The sequence below is a fragment of the Pseudomonas sp. LB3P81 genome (genome assembly GCF_054897965.1).
Genome location: NZ_JBUBVG010000001.1, coordinates 3,320,524 through 3,336,276, shown reverse-complemented (window position 1 = coordinate 3,336,276; position 15,753 = coordinate 3,320,524). Strand labels below are relative to the sequence as shown.

Here is a 15,753-nt window from a genome sequence, read left to right as displayed (position 1 = left end):
AGCAAGTCGAAGAGGCCCTGACTGACGACACGGATCTCCAATAAGCCGTACGGAAACTCGTTATGCGTTGTCTGTTGTTCGCCTGCCTGTTGCTAGGATCACTTCCTTCGTTTGCCCTGGATCGCTTTCAGGTCGAGGGCTATACGCTGCCCAACGGCCTGCAAATGCTGCTCAAACCCGGCACCGAACGCGGGCACGTAGCGATTCGGCTGGTGGTCGGCGTCGGTATCGATGATTTCAGCTGCGCCGACAAGGAGCTGCCGCACCTGCTCGAACACCTGCTGTTCAGCGGCATCGACGCCACTGGCGAAGGCGGTCTGGAAGAACGCATGCAGGCGCTCGGCGGTGAGTGGAACGCTTACACCAGCAACGCCGACACCACGTTCGTCATCGAAGCGCCGGCGAAAAACCAGCGCAAGGTCCTCGACCTGCTGCTGGCGCTGCTGACCCAGACCCGAATCGACGACAACGCGATCAACGCCGCCAAGCAAGTGGTCGAGCGCGAGGACGGCGGCCACTACTCACGCTTGCAACGCTGGCTGGATCGTCAGGACCTGGGCCACACGGCGAGCAATCAGCTTGCAGTGGAATTGGGGCTCAAGTGCCCGGAGCGGGCCGAGGTCGATCACCTGACCCGCGAACAACTTGAGACGGTACGCAAAGCCTGGTACGCGCCGAACAACATGACGCTGATCATGGTCGGCGACCTCGACCGCTTGCTGCCGGCCTATCTGGAACGGGCCTGGGGCGCACTTGAGGCGGTTGCCCCGACCGATCACCCGCCACTACCGCAAATCCAGACCAGCGCAGCCCATGAGCGCACGTTGAGTCACGGCTTCGTCGGCGGTGGAGCGAAATTGCACTGGCTGGTGCCGGAGCCGGTGCTGGAAGACCAGCACGACGAAACCTTCGACCTGCTCAAGGACTATCTGGACTGGGCGCTCTATCGCCAGTTGCGCCTGGCGCACAGTCTGTCCTACGGCCCTTCGGCCGAACGAGAGCTGTTTGGCGGTGTGGGTTTCATGAGCCTCAACGCCGACCTTGAGCGCGACGATGTGCCCGAGGCGGAGCAAGTACTGGATGAATTGAAGGCCGGGTTGCTCAAGGACGGCCTGGACGCCGACACCTTCAACCGCCTCAAGCAGGCCGCCATTGCCCGTCAGGCCTGGGCCGTGCAGGGCAACAGCGCGTTGGCCGATTACTACTGGAGCGCGCTGGGGGACTACGAGGATGGTCGTTTCGCAGACCCGGCCAGGGAACTGCAGGGCGTGACGCTGGCAGAGGCCAACAAGGCCATGCGTGAGTTGCTGTTGCAACCGGGCTATCTGCGGATCGAGAAGCCGTTGATGAGTTATGACCAGGTGATGTGGGCGATTGCCGGGGTGTTTGGGATGTTCGTGCTAGTGCTGCTGGCTTGGCGAATCCATCGCAGACTGTAACCGTTCCCCTGTAGCGAGGGAGCTTTTGTGGCGAGGGGATTTATCCCCGTTGGGTCGCGAAGCGGCCCCGAAAATGAAAGTCAGACTCACCGCATTCACAGGTTTTGCGACTGCTTCGCAGCCGAACGGGGATAAATCCCCTCACCACAATAAGATTTCCAATCAGGTTTTTGTATTTGGCAAAGTGACTGGCACGCTCGCCACAGCGCCCTCCTCAGCGGTAACCTGTCGGGGATTTTTCCCACGACTACTGTGAATCGCCGAATGCCTACCCTGACCTTGTTCGTACAGCGCATCCTCGAATTGATGAAGCGCTATCCAGGGGTCATTGCGCTCTTCGGTTTCATCTCCGGTGTCGGCAGCTTCATGCTGGTGGATCGTCAGCAAGGCCTGGCGACCTGGATCACCATCATCATGATGTTGAGCTGGATCTGGCTGATGCTGGAAAACAGCCTCACCAGGCTCTTCACCCGAATCTTCAAACGGGAAATTCCCCAGCCGTTGCTGCGCTACGCCACGCAGATGATTCACCAGGAAAGTCTGTTCTTCGTCCTGCCGTTCTTTTTCATCACCACCACGTGGAACAGCGGCCAGCTGTTTTTCACCGGGCTGCTGGGCATCGCCGCGCTGATTTCCATCACTGATCCGCTCTACTACAAATGGCTGGCACCCCGGCGCTGGGCGTTCCTGGCGCTGCACACGCTGACGCTGTTTGCCGCGCTGCTGACCGCCCTGCCCGTCATCCTGCACCTGACCACGTCCCAGAGCTTCAAACTCGCCCTGGGCACGGCCGTCGTCCTGTCGTTCCCGAGCCTGGCGTCGATCTTCCCGATCCGCACGGTGCGCAACGCGCTGGCCATTCTGAGCATCACCGTCGGCATCGGCGGCGTGGGTTGGGTGCTGCGCTCGTGGGTACCGCCGGCCACGCTGTGGATGACCGATGTGGCGATCAGTACCCAGATGCAGGACCGCACGCCAGGCAAAAGCCTGGAAGTAGTCAGCGTCGAGCAGATCCGTGGAGACGGCCTGTACGCCTACACGGCGATCAACGCCCCACGCGGTCTCGGCGAGCGGATTTACCACGTCTGGCAGTTCAACGGTAAAGAAGTCGACCGCATCGCGCTGGACATCCACGGCGGGCGCAAGGAAGGCTATCGGGCCTGGACCCACAAGCAGAACTTCCCCGGCAACCCGGCGGGTGACTGGCAGGTCCGTGTGCTGACCGAGGACGGCCAGTTGATCGGTGTGTTGCGCTTCAAGATCACGGACAGCACGCCGATCAAAGAAAAGTAATGCGGTTCGTGCTATTACGTAGCTCTGCGTATCAGCCGAACAAGCACGGAGCTTATGACCAGCAGCACAATGCCCGGCAGTGCCTTGATGGACACCTCGCACACCCCTGCGCAATTGCGGGTCATGGGTGACTGGACGCTCGCCCATTACGCCGACCTCAAGGATTTGAGCGAAAAGCTCCGCGGCCAATACGACGACAAAACTCACATCGACCTCAACGGCCTCGGCGCGCTCGACACCGCTGGCGCATCGCTGCTGGTGGAATTGCTCGGTTCGGACCGCCTCGGTAAATCCGCCGAACATCCCGGCTGCACGTTGTCCGTCGCCGATCGTGCGTTGTTGCAGACCGTTTATTGCTCGATGACCGATTTCTGCGTGCCGATCAAGGAACCGGAAATCGGCGTCGGCATTCAATTGCTGACCCGCATCGGCCGCGCGGTGGATGCCGTCTGGCAGGACACCCTGCAACTGCTGGGATTCGTCGGCCTGATCCTGGAAACCATCGCCCGCGGATTATTTCGCCCGAAGCGCTGGCGCATCACACCAATGGTCGCGCACATCGAACAAACCGGCCTCGACGCCGCGCCCATCGTCGCCCTGCTGACGTTTCTGGTGGGCGCCGTGGTGGCGTTTCTCGGGGCAACGGTACTGGCGAGTTTCGGTGCGAGCGTTTTCACCGTGGACCTGGTGGCGTTCTCTTTCCTGCGCGAATTCGGCGTGTTGCTCACCGCGATTCTGATGGCCGGCCGCACCGCCAGTGCTTTCACCGCGCAGATCGGCTCGATGAAGGCCAACGAAGAGATTGATGCCATTCGCACCCTGGGCCTCGACCCGATGGAGTTGCTGGTGGTGCCGCGCGTATTGGCGCTGCTGGTGGCGCTGCCGATGCTGACCTTTCTGGCGATGCTCTCGGGGATCGTTGGCGGCGGCGTGGTCTGTGCCGTGGCGCTGGATATCTCGCCGGCGATGTTCCTCTCGCTGCTGCAAACCGACATCGGCATTCAGCACTTTCTGGTGGGGATCGTCAAAGCGCCGATTTTTGCGTTCCTTATCGCCGCCATTGGTTGCCTTGAAGGCTTCAAGGTCAGCGGCAGCGCCGAGTCTGTGGGCGCGCACACCACGTCGAGTGTGGTGCAGTCGATTTTCGTGGTGATCGTGCTCGACGCCGTGGCCGCGATGTTTTTCATGGAGATGGGCTGGTGAGTCGTCTACCCCGAGCGCCCTCCGAGACGGTGATCGAAGTCCGTGGGCTGTGCAATCGTTTTGGCCGTCAGAGCGTGCACGAGAACCTCGACCTCGATCTGTACAAGGGCGAAATCCTTGCCGTGGTCGGCGGCTCCGGCAGCGGCAAATCGGTACTGCTGCGCAGCATTGTCGGCTTGCGCCAGCCCAGCGAAGGCGTGGTGAAGGTCTTCGGCAAAAACCTGCCGACGCTATCCGAACACGAGCGCTCGATGGTCGAACGGCGTTTCGGCGTGCTGTTCCAGAAAGGCGCCCTGTTCTCTTCGCTGACCGTCACCGAAAACGTCGCCCTGCCGCTGATCGAACACGCTGGCCTGAGCCGCAACGATGCCGAGCATCTGGCGGCGGTCAAACTGGCGCTCGCCGGGCTGCCACTGTCGGCGGCCGACAAGTACCCCGCTTCGCTGTCCGGCGGGATGATCAAACGCGCGGCGCTGGCCCGGGCGTTGGCACTGGACCCGGACATCCTGTTCCTCGACGAACCCACCGCCGGCCTCGACCCGATTGGCGCGGCGGCCTTCGATCAGTTGATCCTGACCCTGCGCGATGCGTTGGGTTTGAGTGTGTTTCTGGTCACCCATGACCTCGACACGCTCTACACCATCACCGACCGCGTGGCGGTGCTGGCGCAGAAGAAAGTGCTGGTGGCGGACGTCATCGACAAGGTCTCGGAAACCGATGACCCGTGGATTCACGAATACTTCCATGGCCCTCGCGGCCGCGCGGCGCTGACGGCCGCTCAACAGTTGAATGAGGTCTGAGATGGAAACCCGAGCCCATCATGTATTGATCGGCCTGTTCACCGTGATTGTGGTGGCAGCCGCCCTGCTCTTCGGCCTGTGGCTGGCCAAGTCCAGCGTCGACACCGAGTTCAAGGATTACGAAATCGTTTTCAACGAGGCGGTCAGTGGCCTGTCCAAGGGCAGCGCGGTGCAGTACAGCGGGATCAAGGTCGGCGACGTGGTGACGTTGCGCCTGGACCCGAAAGACCCACGGCGCGTGCTGGCGCGGATTCGCCTGGGCGGTGATACGCCGATCAAGGAAGACACCCAGGCCAAACTGGCGCTGACCGGGATCACCGGTACTTCAATCATCCAGCTCAGCGGTGGCACGCCGCAAAGCCCGACGCTCAAGGGCAAGGACGGCGATCTGCCGACCATCATCGCATCGCCCTCACCCATCGCCCGGCTGCTCAACGACAGCAACGATTTGATGGCCGGCGTGAACGTCTTGATGCACAACGCCAATCAGATGTTTTCCGCGGAGAACGTCGAGCGCATCAGCAAAACACTTGAACATCTGGAACAAACCACCGGCACCATCGCCGATCAGCGCGGCGACATTCGTCAGGCGATGCAGCAACTGGCGTCGGTCGGCAAGCAGGCCGGCGCGATGCTGGAGCAGACTTCGGCGCTGATGCGCAACGCCAACGGCATGCTTAACGATCAGGGCAAGCAGATGTTCGGCAGCGCCGAGCAAGCCATGAAGTCGCTGGAACAAAGCAGCGCGACGATCAACACGTTGCTCACCAACAATCAGGATTCCCTCAACAGCGGCATGCAGGGCCTCAATGGTCTGGCCCCGGCGGTGCGTGAGTTGCGCGATACCCTGACGTCATTGCGCGCGATTTCCCAGCGCCTGGAAGCCAACCCCAGCGGTTACCTGCTGGGCAATGACAAGAACAAGGAGTTCACGCCATGAAGCTGAGTCACGCTGCCCTCCTCGGCGCTTTTGCGTTGACCAGCGCCTGTTCGATCCTGCCGAAGTCCGAGCCGTCCGATGTGTATCGGTTGCCTTCGGCCCAGAGCGTTTCTCCCGGCCACGGTACGCTGCAACGCTGGTCGCTGCGCCTGACCAAACCGCAGGCCAGCGAGGCGTTGAACAGTCCGCACATCGCCGTGATTCCTCAAGGCGATCTGATCAGCAGCTACAAGGCTTCCCGCTGGAGCGACCCGGCGCCGGTGCTGCTGCGCAATCGTCTGCTCGATGGTTTCCAGCGTGACGGTCGGGTGTCGTTGTTGAGCACTGATGACAGCAATTTCCAGGCGGATCTGGAATTGGGCGGCAACCTGCAAGCGTTTCAGACCGAGTATCAAGGCACTGCTGCCAGCGTAGTCGTGCGACTGGACGCATTGTTGGTGAGGGGTTACGACCAGCGCCTTCTCGCCAGCCGCCGCTTTGAAGTGCGCCAGCCGCTTAGCGATGTGAAGGTGCCGTCGGTGGTGGTCGGGTTTGGCCAGGCGAGCGATCAGTTGACGGCGCAGGTGGTGAGTTGGGCGGTGGAGCAAGGCCAGAAAGTCGCGCCGCCTCCCCGACCTTGAACCCGACACAAACCCCCTGTGGGAGCGAGCAAGCCCGCTCCCACAGGGGGTTTGTGGTTAGCCGAAGAACCAGTAGCAAACGCCGATAGCGCCCAGCACGCCGGCGAGCTCAGCCAACAACGCACACCCCACCGCATGCCGTGCCCGCTGAATCCCCACCGCGCCGAAATACACCGCCAGCACATAAAACGTCGTTTCCGTACTGCCCTGAATCGTCGCCGCCACCAACGCCGGGAAGCTGTCTACGCCGGACGTCTTCATGGTTTCAATCAACATCGCCCGGGCCGCGCTGCCGGAGAACGGCTTGACCATCGCCGTCGGCAGCGCATCGACGAAGCGCGTGTCCCAACCGGCCCACTCCACCAGATGCCGAATCCCGTCGAGGCCGAAATCCAGCGCCCCGGACGCCCGCAGCACACCCACCGCGCACAGCATCGCCACCAGGTATGGCAGCAGATTCTTGGCCACGTCGAAGCCTTCTTTCGCACCTTCGACGAACGCCTCATAAACCTTCACTTTGCGCAGCGCACCGATCACCAGGAACAGCATGATCAGCCCGAACAGCGTCACGTTGCCGAGGATCGAGGACAAGCCGGCCAGAGCGGTCGCCGAGAGCGTCGCCAGCAGCGCCATGAAGCTGCCGAGGGCGAGGACACCGGGGATCAGATAGGCGAGCACCACCGGGTCCCACAGGCGCAGGCGCTGCATGAACGCCACCGACAGCAACCCCACCAGTGTCGAACAACTGGTGGCGAGCAGGATCGGCAGAAACACCAGCGTCGGATCCGGCGCGCCTTGCTGCGCGCGGTACATGAAGATCGTCACCGGCAGCAGGGTCAAGGAGGAGGCGTTGAGCACCAGGAACAGGATCTGCGCGTTGCTGGCAATGGTGTCGCTGGGGTTGAGTTCCTGCAGGGATTTCATGGCCTTGAGACCGATCGGCGTGGCGGCGTTGTCCAGGCCCAGGCCGTTGGCGGCGAAGTTCAGGGTGATCAGGCCGATGGCGGGGTGACCGGCCGGCACTTCCGGCATCAAACGCAGGAACAACGGACCCAGCGCTTTGGCCAGCCATTCGACGATCCCGGCCTTTTCGGCAATCCGCAGAAAACCCAACCAGAGGGTGAGGGTGCCGAACAGCAGGACCATGACCTCGACCGACAACTTGGCCATGGCGAAAATACTTTCCACCATCGCCGCGAAAATCCCGGCATTGCCACCGATCAGCCACTGCGCCAGCGCCGATACGGCCGCGACGATGAAGAAGCCAAGCCACAGGCCATTGAGCATCAGTTAAATCCCCCAAAGAATGGGGCGAATGATAGCGGGGTAGCCAGAAACGACAAACCCCGGATTTCTCCGGGGTTTGTTTTGTAACGGCTGGCACGGATCACTGTGGGAGCGACCTGTGGCGAGGGGATTTATCCCCGTTGGGGTGCGAAGCGGCCCCAGAATTGGGACTGCTACGCAGTCCAACGGGGATAAATCCCCTCACCACAGAGTTCATTTGCCACAGGGTTTTGCATTAGTTGCTGGAAACTTCGCCAACCGGCAGTTTTTCCTTGCTGCGCCAGTGCGGCAGCGAGTTCCAGTAGCGCTGGCCCTTGGCATCGTCGTACATGCCTTCCCAACGGGCGACGACCAGCACGGCCAGGGCGTTGCCGACCACGTTCAGTGCGGTACGCGCCATGTCCATGATGCGGTCGACACCGGCGATGAACGCCAGGCCTTCCAGCGGAATACCCACGCTGCCCAAAGTGGCCAGCAGCACCACGAAGGACACACCCGGTACGCCGGCGATGCCTTTGGAGGTGACCATCAGCGTCAGCACCAGCAGCAATTGCTGGCTGATCGACAGATCAATGCCGTACAGCTGGGCAATGAAGATCGCCGCGATACTTTGGTACAGGGTCGAACCGTCGAGGTTGAACGAGTAGCCGGTCGGCACCACGAAGCTGCAGATTGCTTTTGGCGCGCCGTAGGCTTCCATCTTCTCGATGACCCGTGGCAGCACGGTTTCGGAGCTGGCGGTGGAGTAGGCCAGGACCAGCTCATCCTTGAAGATGCGCATCAGCTTGATCACCGAGAAGCCGAACAGGCGAGCGATCAGGCCCAGCACCACGAAGGCGAAGAAGGCGACGGCGACGTAAACCAGGATCACCAGTTTGGCCAGCGGCAGCAGGGACGCGAAGCCGAAGTTGGCCACGGTCACCGCGATCAGTGCGAAAACGCCGATCGGGGCGTAGTTCATGATCATGTGAGTGACCTTGAACATGCTTTCCGAAACGCCTTGGAACATCGTCACCAGCGGGTCGCGCAATTCGGGCTTGAGGCTCGACAGACCGAGACCGAACAGCACCGAGAAGAAGATGATCGGCAGCATTTCGCCGCGGGTCATGGCCGCGAAGATGTTGGAAGGGATCAGATTGAGGATGGTCTGGATGAACGCGTGTTCATGCTGTACCTCGGCGGCCGTCGCCTGGTACTTGGAAATGTCCACGGTCCCCAGGGTGCTCATGTCGATGCCGGCGCCCGGGTGGAACACGTTGGCCAGCACCAGGCCGACGACGATGGCGATCGTGGTGACGATCTCGAAGTAAATGATGGTCTTGAGGCCGATGCTGCCGAGTTTCTTCGCGTCGCCGACGCCGGCAATACCGACGATCAACGACGAGATCACGATCGGGATCACAATCATCTTGATCAGACGGATAAAGATATCGCCTGCTGGTTGCAGGATGTTGCTGATCCACCAGGCCTTTTCGGCACTGAAATGGTTGAGCAGCGCACCGATTGCTATCCCCAATACCAGACCGATGACGATCTGCCAGGCGAGGCTAAGCTTTGCCTTCTTCATATCTTTACCCTTACTTGCGTTTGAATCGGGCAGATGCAGGAAACTGGAACGCTTTTGGCGAAAAAGTCTTGTGCATCTACCCCCGTATAAGGTGCCCCGGAGCGAGTATTTATGGCTCTCTGGCAGGCGAAAAAAGGCGCAACTATTCCGATGCAAGGGAGCGACGTCTAATGCCGTAAACGCCTACCCTATGCCGAATCGGCATGAGGTTTATTTACTGAAACTGACGTCGCAAACGGTTCGAATGTGACATTTCGGCAGGCATACGTGCCGTGAACCGGCCATTTCCGGGCAGGGTGACTGATTTTTGATCCTGTGTGCGGGCGGGGTATTTCAGAAAAATCCGATAATGAAAGGCGAGAAAATCGCTGCAAAATCAAGCGATTTTTCTCGATGTACGGTCACGCAGAAACACCGGGGAAAGCATTTTCCGGTGATTTATTCGTGCGAATGGGAGAGTGATGCAGCGAATCCGAGTGGTCCGCTCTATTGCAACGCATTACGCGCATAAGCTCTTCGCAAGTCCGTCGCCCCATGATTGGACGGCGAACTTGCGTCGCAGCTCTTTACCTGACCCGGCCCTTGCGCAGGCACTCCCTGTACCCGTAGGTCACTCCGCCCCTGAAACAGGCAGAACGTCCCGACCCCTTGGTCATGCGTCTACCTTCCTCAGGTAGCGCATTGGAGAGAAGCATGCTGCTTCTTTCGTGTGACAAATTCAGTACCCGTTCGGATCTTTCTTCAGTAGTTCCATCAGCAGGTCGTGCATGGCTTGGCCATCATTGGCCGCCATCGCGATGGCACTGCCGCCCAGGAGCAGGGCGGCTGCCAACGTTTTCAGTGAAACGTTCATCTTCAACCTCGACCACGACGGCCAAAGAAGAACGAAGCAATGAACATCACCAGGAACACGACAAAGAGAATCTTGGCGATACCCGTGGCGGTGCCCGCGATACCACCGAAGCCCAGTACTGCAGCGATGATGGCAATGATCAAGAATGTGATTGCCCAGCTCAACATGGTGATTCTCCTTACTTCTATTTAGAGGTGATGCTTGTGGTGCATGTCCCGGCGCATCGAGTGCGCCAAGTTCGTGTGTCTAGAACACCCAATGTTCCTGACGTGGCATCTCACCCACAGGCTGAGCCTGGTCGACGTCCATCATTCGCAACGGCGCGCTGTCGGCGGAAGTGCTGCTGACGGCGCTGAAGTGGGTTTGGGTCGGATGCTGGATCGACAGACGTGGCGCTTCCGGCTGCTGGCCTTGCTCCCAGCGTTGAAACTGCTGGCCGCCAATCAAGGTGATCAGGAGCGCCAGGACAGCAAACAGGCCTTGCTGGATATGCAGTGGCGAGATACGCAATTGGGCGGCACGTTGGCGACTCATCCTGAAGCTCCTCCCACACTGTGGTGATCTGGTTGAGGGCGTCTGTTTTGATGCCCTGGTTAATCAGACCATTGCAGCCTGCATGCCAGCTTTTTTAGGAGAAAAAATATAATTAAATCAACATCTTATCTTCGATGTGGAAAATGGATGGGACGCATCCTGCACGATGACCCTTTTGGCGTCGTGCGTAATGCACGATAAATTTGTAGGAGCTTTCAGAATTTTTGAATTGCGAGGAGGGCGCAGGTGTCTCAAAGGGAGTCGGAGAGCGCCTGGAAACCGGCGATCTGATTTAAAAACATCCAAATCAGGTGATTAGCCGTCAGGGAAGCAGATAGCTACCCTGATGCGGTCGGAATCGACCAGAATCAACCATGCAACTTGCCCGATTTTTCCGGGACTAAACCAAGATCATTCTTTAAGGAGCGTAGGAAAATGGAATCAGCCACCGAGCATCAAGGCCGCATTCTGCTGGTGGACGACGAGTCCGCCATCCTGCGAACTTTCCGTTACTGCCTTGAAGACGAGGGCTACAGCGTCGCCACTGCCAATAGCGCGGCGCAGGCCGATGCGTTGTTGCAACGCCAGGTGTTTGACCTGTGTTTCCTCGATTTGCGCCTCGGTGAGGATAACGGCCTCGATGTGCTGGCCCAGATGCGCATTCAAGCGCCGTGGATGCGCGTTGTCATCGTCACCGCTCACTCGGCCGTGGACACCGCCGTAGACGCGATTCAGGCGGGAGCCGCTGATTATCTGGTCAAACCGTGCAGCCCCGATCAATTGCGCCTGGCCACCGCCAAGCAACTGGAAGTGCGGCAACTGTCGGCACGTCTGGAGGCGCTGGAAGGTGAAGTGCGCAAACTCAAGGACGGCCTGGACTCCCACAGCCCAGCGATGAAAGTGGTCCTCGAAACCGCCCGCCAAGTGGCCAGCACCGATGCCAACATTCTGATTCTCGGCGAATCCGGTACCGGTAAAGGCGAACTGTCCCAGGCCATTCACGGCTGGAGCAAGCGCGCGAAAAAATCCTGCGTCACCATCAACTGCCCATCGCTGACTGCCGAATTGATGGAAAGCGAACTCTTCGGCCACAGCCGTGGTGCATTCACCGGCGCCAGCGAAAGTACGCTTGGACGGGTGAATCAGGCGGACGGAGGAACGCTGTTTCTCGACGAGATCGGCGATTTTCCCCTGACGTTGCAACCAAAGTTGCTGCGTTTCATTCAAGACAAGGAATACGAGCGGGTCGGCGACCCCGTGACCCGCCGCGCCGATGTGCGCATCCTGGCGGCCACCAACCTCAATCTTGAAGACATGGTGCGCGACGGTCGTTTCCGTGAAGACTTGCTCTATCGCTTGAACGTCATCACCTTGCATCTACCGCCGTTGCGCGAACGCCGGGAGGATATCCTGAACCTGGCTGACCGTTTCCTGGCTCGCTTCGTCAAGGAATACGCGCGACCGGCGCGCGGCTTCAGCGACGAGGCCCGTGAAGCGCTGCTGAGTTACCGCTGGCCGGGGAACATTCGAGAGTTGCGCAACGTGGTGGAGCGGGCGAGCATCATTTGTCCACAGGAGCGCGTCGAGATCAGCCACCTGGGCATGGCCGAGACCCCGGTCAACAATGCGCCACGCATTGGTGCTGCGCTGAGTCTGGACGAACTGGAGAAGGCCCACATCGGCGCGGTGCTGGCCACCGCCGACACGCTGGACCAGGCCGCGAAGACGCTCGGCATCGACGCTTCGACGCTGTACCGCAAACGCAAGCAGTACAACCTGTGAGTCCTGCCCGATGAAACTGGCGATGAAGTTGCGTACTCGGCTTTTTCTGAGTATTTCCGCACTGATCACCGTTGCCCTGCTTGGGCTGATGCTCGGGCTGGTCAGTGTGATGCAGATGGCTGGCACCCAGGAAGCACTGGTGCGCAACAACTTCGTCACCCTGGACATCGGTCTCAAACTGCGCCAGACCCTGGGCGACCAGCTGATTCTGATGCTGAGTGACAAACCCGACCCTGCGGCGTTCGAAGCGTCCAAGCAGCATTATTTTCAGCTGCTGGATGAAGGCATCGCCCATGATCAGGGCGGCGAGGGGGGCCAATACGGATTCTTGCAAGCCAAAGACGATTACCTGAGTTTTCTTCAGACATTGGACCTGTCACGCGATCCGTCCCATGTGTTGAGTGGCAACGAAGCGCTCACCGAAAAATTCAACGTGTTGCGCAACGGTCTGATCACTGAGCACAAGCACGCGCTGGACAGCATCAATGAAACGCAACGCCAGGCCCGGGATCGGGCATTGCTGATTGCCGGCCTGCTCGGGTTGGTCGGGCTGGCGGTGCTGATTATCGGCTTTGTGACCGCTCATGCGATCGCACGACGTTTCGGTGCGCCGATCGAAGCCCTGGCCAAGGCCGCCGACAACATCGGCCAAGGCAACTTCGAGGTGACCCTGCCGATTTCCTCAGCAGTGGAAATGAATCAGCTGACCAAGCGCTTCGGGCTCATGGCCGAGGCACTGCGTCAGCACCAGGCCACCAATATCGACGAATTGCTCGCGGGCCAGCAGCGTTTGCAGGCGGTACTCGACAGCATTGACGACGGTCTGTTGATGATCGACCGCGATGGCCATCTCGAACACCTCAACCCGGTGGCGCAGCGCCAGTTGGGTTGGGAAACCGACCGTCTCGGCCAAGGGTTGGGCTCGGCGCTCGAACGCCCCGAACTGGATCAGCAGCTGAAACTGGTGTTGCGCGGGGGCACGCTGGAACGGGCACCTGAGGACCTGAGTGTCGAGGTTGACGGAGAGTCGCGGCTGCTCACTTACAGCCTGACGCCGGTCAGTCATACCCAGGGCCATATTCTGGGCGCCGTGATGGTGTTGCACGACGTCACCGAACAGCGAGCTTTCGAGCGGGTGCGCAGCGAGTTTGTATTGCGCGCCTCCCATGAGCTGCGCACGCCGGTCACCGGGATGCACATGGCGTTCGGCCTGTTCCGTGAGCGCGCGCATTTTGCCGAGGACTCGCGAGAAGCCGATCTGCTGGACACCGTGAATGAAGAAATGCAGCGCTTGATGCAGTTGATAAACGACCTGTTGAACTTCTCACGCTACCAGAATGGCTTGCAGAAACTTTCGCTGGCGCCATGTTCCATCGAAGAATTGCTGGAGCAGGCCCGCTCGCGTTTTGCCGATTCGGCGCAAGAGAAGGGCGTCGACTTGCTGGTGGAAGTGCAGGGGCCATTGCCGTGGTTACAGGCCGATCAGTCACAACTGGAGCGGGTGCTCGATAACCTCATCGACAACGCGTTGCGCCATACCGGCGCTGATGGCCAGATCCGCTTGCAGGCGCGACGCCACGGCGAGCGGGTGATTATCAGTGTCGAGGACAATGGCGAAGGTATCGCTTATGGCCAGCAAGGGCGGATTTTCGAGCCCTTTGTACAGGTCGGGCGCAAGAAGGGTGGCGCGGGGCTTGGCCTAGCGTTGTGCAAGGAAATTGTGCAGTTGCACGGTGGGCGAATGGGCGTCTATTCGCGGCCGGGGCAGGGTACTCAGTTCTACATGGCGCTGGCGGTTTAACGCACGTTTACGCTTCGTCATCCAGTCGTCGTCCGGCCAGTCGCCGACCACGGGTAATCAGCTCGATGAATTGAACGGCACTCAACGCATGGGCGAACAACCAGCCCTGACCGAATTTCACCCCTTCACTGCTCAGAAACGCCGCTTGCGCTTCATGTTCGATGCCTTCGGCAATCACTTTGAGTTGCAGCGCCTGGGCCATGTGAATGATGTACGGTGCCACGCCGCTGCTGGCGGCGTCATGCCCCAGCGCATCGATAAACGCCTTGTCGATCTTCAGGCAATCCACCGGCAGGGTTTGCAGGTAGGCGAGGCTGCAATAGCCAGTGCCAAAGTCATCGATCAATATCTGATGCCCGACGTCGCGCAAGGCTTGCAGGTTTTCCCGGGCCACTACCACATCGATCAGACCGCGCTCGGTCACTTCAAAAGCGATCTGCTTGGCCGCGACCCGGTGCAAGGTCAGCAGCCGCGCCATCACCTGGCCGATACGCGGCACCATCACATCGCAGGCCGCCAGGTTGACCGAGATGTACAGCTGCGGATTGGCTCGCAGCAAATGCCCAAGCTGCTCGAGCAGGCGTTGCAGGACGAAGTCAGTCATCTGGCGGATCTGACCGGTGTTCTCCGCCATCGGAATAAACAGGTCGGGGCTGGTCAGGGTGCCGTCGGGCCGGCGCCAGCGCAGCAAGGCTTCGGCCCCGACGCAATTGCGGCTGTCGAGGTCGAAGATCGGTTGATACAACACCTGCAACTCACCTCGCCTTATCGCACCGGTCAATTCGGCGTCAAGCGACTGTCGCTGACGCACCAGCAGAAACACCATAAAACCCACAAGCACTCCCAGCGCCACGCTGGCCGGCAGCAACCACCACCAGGCGGCGGGTACTTGCCTGCCGGTGCGCGGGGAGATCAGCACCAATTGGTATTCAGGGCTATTGGTCGGCATGCGATAAATCAAGCGAGTCTGAGTGACTTGCAAGGCATCGCTGTTTTTCGGTGGCCAAGGCTCGGTCGGTGGCCAGTCTTGCGCGGCGCCCAGCACCGGAATCGCGCGGGTGCCGCGGTCGAGTATCACCAAAAGACTGCTGCCCGGCGACAGGTCGACCATGTCGGTCAAATGTCCGCGAGAGGTCGCGACACGGAAATTGCCCCGCCCGAGCATGAGTGCGGCCCGGTTTTCATCGGGTTCGGTGGTGGTGTTCAGCCAATAACTGTAGGTGGGGTCTTGAATGTCCGGTGCTCGTGTCAGCGATAATCCTTCCTGGCGCGGACGGTTGGTGCAGATCCTTGAGTCGTCCATATACACGGCTTCGTAAACGAAGCGGTAATTGAAGGTGACCTGCTGCAAAGTGGCGATCATTTCGTTGTCGCAGGTTCGCAGCGGTTGGGCCTCCAGATCATCCAGGCTTTCGCGCAGTTGCCCAAACAACTGCTCCAGGCGCAAAAGGAAGCGCTCACCCTGCGCGTTCATCTCCAGGCTTTCGTTCTGCTCAACCTGATGCAAGGCCCCGAACAGGCTCAGCGCCATCAGCAATGTAGTGCTCAAGGCAGCAGCCAGCATCGCCAAAAACCAGGGGCGATAGAACCAGCTACGTAGCGTCTCTCGAGCAGCAGGCATATTGGAATATCCG

13 protein-coding genes and 1 pseudogene are annotated in these 15,753 nt (G+C 60.0%); 8 read left to right on the top strand and 6 right to left on the bottom strand.

The window, feature by feature from the left end:
* The first annotated feature begins 62 nt into the window (after positions 1-62).
* From ACYZTL_RS15345 to ACYZTL_RS15320, 6 genes are all read left to right on the top strand, one after another.
* Complete coding sequence (locus tag ACYZTL_RS15345; RefSeq protein WP_461952499.1) at positions 63-1,439, top strand: M16 family metallopeptidase; 1,377 nt, start codon at positions 63-65, stop codon at positions 1,437-1,439.
* A gap of 264 nt (positions 1,440-1,703) precedes the next feature.
* Positions 1,704-2,732: a DUF5924 family protein gene (locus tag ACYZTL_RS15340; RefSeq protein WP_461952498.1), complete on the top strand. Its 1,029-nt coding sequence runs from the start codon at positions 1,704-1,706 to the stop codon at positions 2,730-2,732.
* Between the two features lie 54 nt (positions 2,733-2,786).
* The gene (locus ACYZTL_RS15335; protein WP_461952497.1) at positions 2,787-3,935 is read left to right on the top strand and encodes an ABC transporter permease; all 1,149 of its coding nucleotides are present in this window, start codon (positions 2,787-2,789) and stop codon (positions 3,933-3,935) included.
* The gene (locus tag ACYZTL_RS15330; protein ID WP_461952496.1) at positions 3,932-4,735 is read left to right on the top strand and encodes an ABC transporter ATP-binding protein; all 804 of its coding nucleotides are present in this window, start codon (positions 3,932-3,934) and stop codon (positions 4,733-4,735) included. The genes ACYZTL_RS15335 and ACYZTL_RS15330 overlap by 4 nt, the downstream gene beginning before the upstream one ends.
* Before the next feature lies 1 nt (position 4,736).
* On the top strand, positions 4,737-5,675 hold the full coding sequence (locus ACYZTL_RS15325; RefSeq protein WP_461952495.1) for an MlaD family protein: 939 nt from the start codon (positions 4,737-4,739) through the stop codon (positions 5,673-5,675).
* Positions 5,672-6,295 carry an ABC-type transport auxiliary lipoprotein family protein gene (locus tag ACYZTL_RS15320; RefSeq protein ID WP_461952494.1) on the top strand — a complete coding sequence of 208 codons (624 nt, stop codon included), beginning with the start codon at positions 5,672-5,674 and terminating at the stop codon, positions 6,293-6,295. Before ACYZTL_RS15325 ends, ACYZTL_RS15320 begins: the two co-directional genes overlap by 4 nt.
* A gap of 57 nt (positions 6,296-6,352) precedes the next feature.
* Here ACYZTL_RS15320 and ACYZTL_RS15315 read toward each other — a convergent pair whose 3' ends face one another.
* The 5 genes and pseudogenes from ACYZTL_RS15315 to ACYZTL_RS15295 all read right to left on the bottom strand — a co-directional run bounded on the left by ACYZTL_RS15315 (position 6,353) and on the right by ACYZTL_RS15295 (position 10,536).
* Entirely contained in the window at positions 6,353-7,582 is a 1,230-nt protein-coding gene (locus ACYZTL_RS15315; RefSeq protein ID WP_461952493.1) for a nucleoside recognition domain-containing protein, read from the bottom strand.
* A gap of 235 nt (positions 7,583-7,817) precedes the next feature.
* The gene (gltP, locus tag ACYZTL_RS15310; RefSeq protein ID WP_461952492.1) at positions 7,818-9,149 is read right to left on the bottom strand and encodes a glutamate/aspartate:proton symporter GltP; all 1,332 of its coding nucleotides are present in this window, start codon (positions 9,147-9,149) and stop codon (positions 7,818-7,820) included.
* Between the two features lie 730 nt (positions 9,150-9,879).
* Positions 9,880-10,002 (bottom strand): annotated as a pseudogene (locus ACYZTL_RS15305) (inhibitor of vertebrate lysozyme family protein); the annotation flags it as partial.
* Between the two features lie 2 nt (positions 10,003-10,004).
* Positions 10,005-10,169, bottom strand: coding sequence for a DUF1328 domain-containing protein (locus tag ACYZTL_RS15300; protein WP_003177151.1), 165 nt, complete (start codon positions 10,167-10,169; stop codon positions 10,005-10,007).
* A gap of 79 nt (positions 10,170-10,248) precedes the next feature.
* Entirely contained in the window at positions 10,249-10,536 is a 288-nt protein-coding gene (locus tag ACYZTL_RS15295; RefSeq protein WP_461952491.1) for a hypothetical protein, read from the bottom strand.
* A gap of 435 nt (positions 10,537-10,971) precedes the next feature.
* Between ACYZTL_RS15295 and algB the strand changes: the two genes are divergently transcribed.
* Together algB and ACYZTL_RS15285 are read left to right on the top strand one after the other, a co-directional pair.
* Entirely contained in the window at positions 10,972-12,318 is a 1,347-nt protein-coding gene (gene algB / locus ACYZTL_RS15290) for a sigma-54-dependent response regulator transcription factor AlgB (protein WP_461952490.1), read from the top strand.
* A gap of 10 nt (positions 12,319-12,328) precedes the next feature.
* Positions 12,329-14,119 carry a KinB sensor domain-containing domain gene (locus ACYZTL_RS15285; RefSeq protein WP_461952489.1) on the top strand — a complete coding sequence of 597 codons (1,791 nt, stop codon included), beginning with the start codon at positions 12,329-12,331 and terminating at the stop codon, positions 14,117-14,119.
* Positions 14,120-14,126: 7 nt separating this feature from the next.
* On the opposite strand, the gene ACYZTL_RS15280 is transcribed toward ACYZTL_RS15285, so the two are convergent.
* Positions 14,127-15,740: an EAL domain-containing protein gene (locus tag ACYZTL_RS15280; RefSeq protein WP_461952488.1), complete on the bottom strand. Its 1,614-nt coding sequence runs from the start codon at positions 15,738-15,740 to the stop codon at positions 14,127-14,129.
* Between the last annotated feature and the right edge of the window lie 13 nt (positions 15,741-15,753).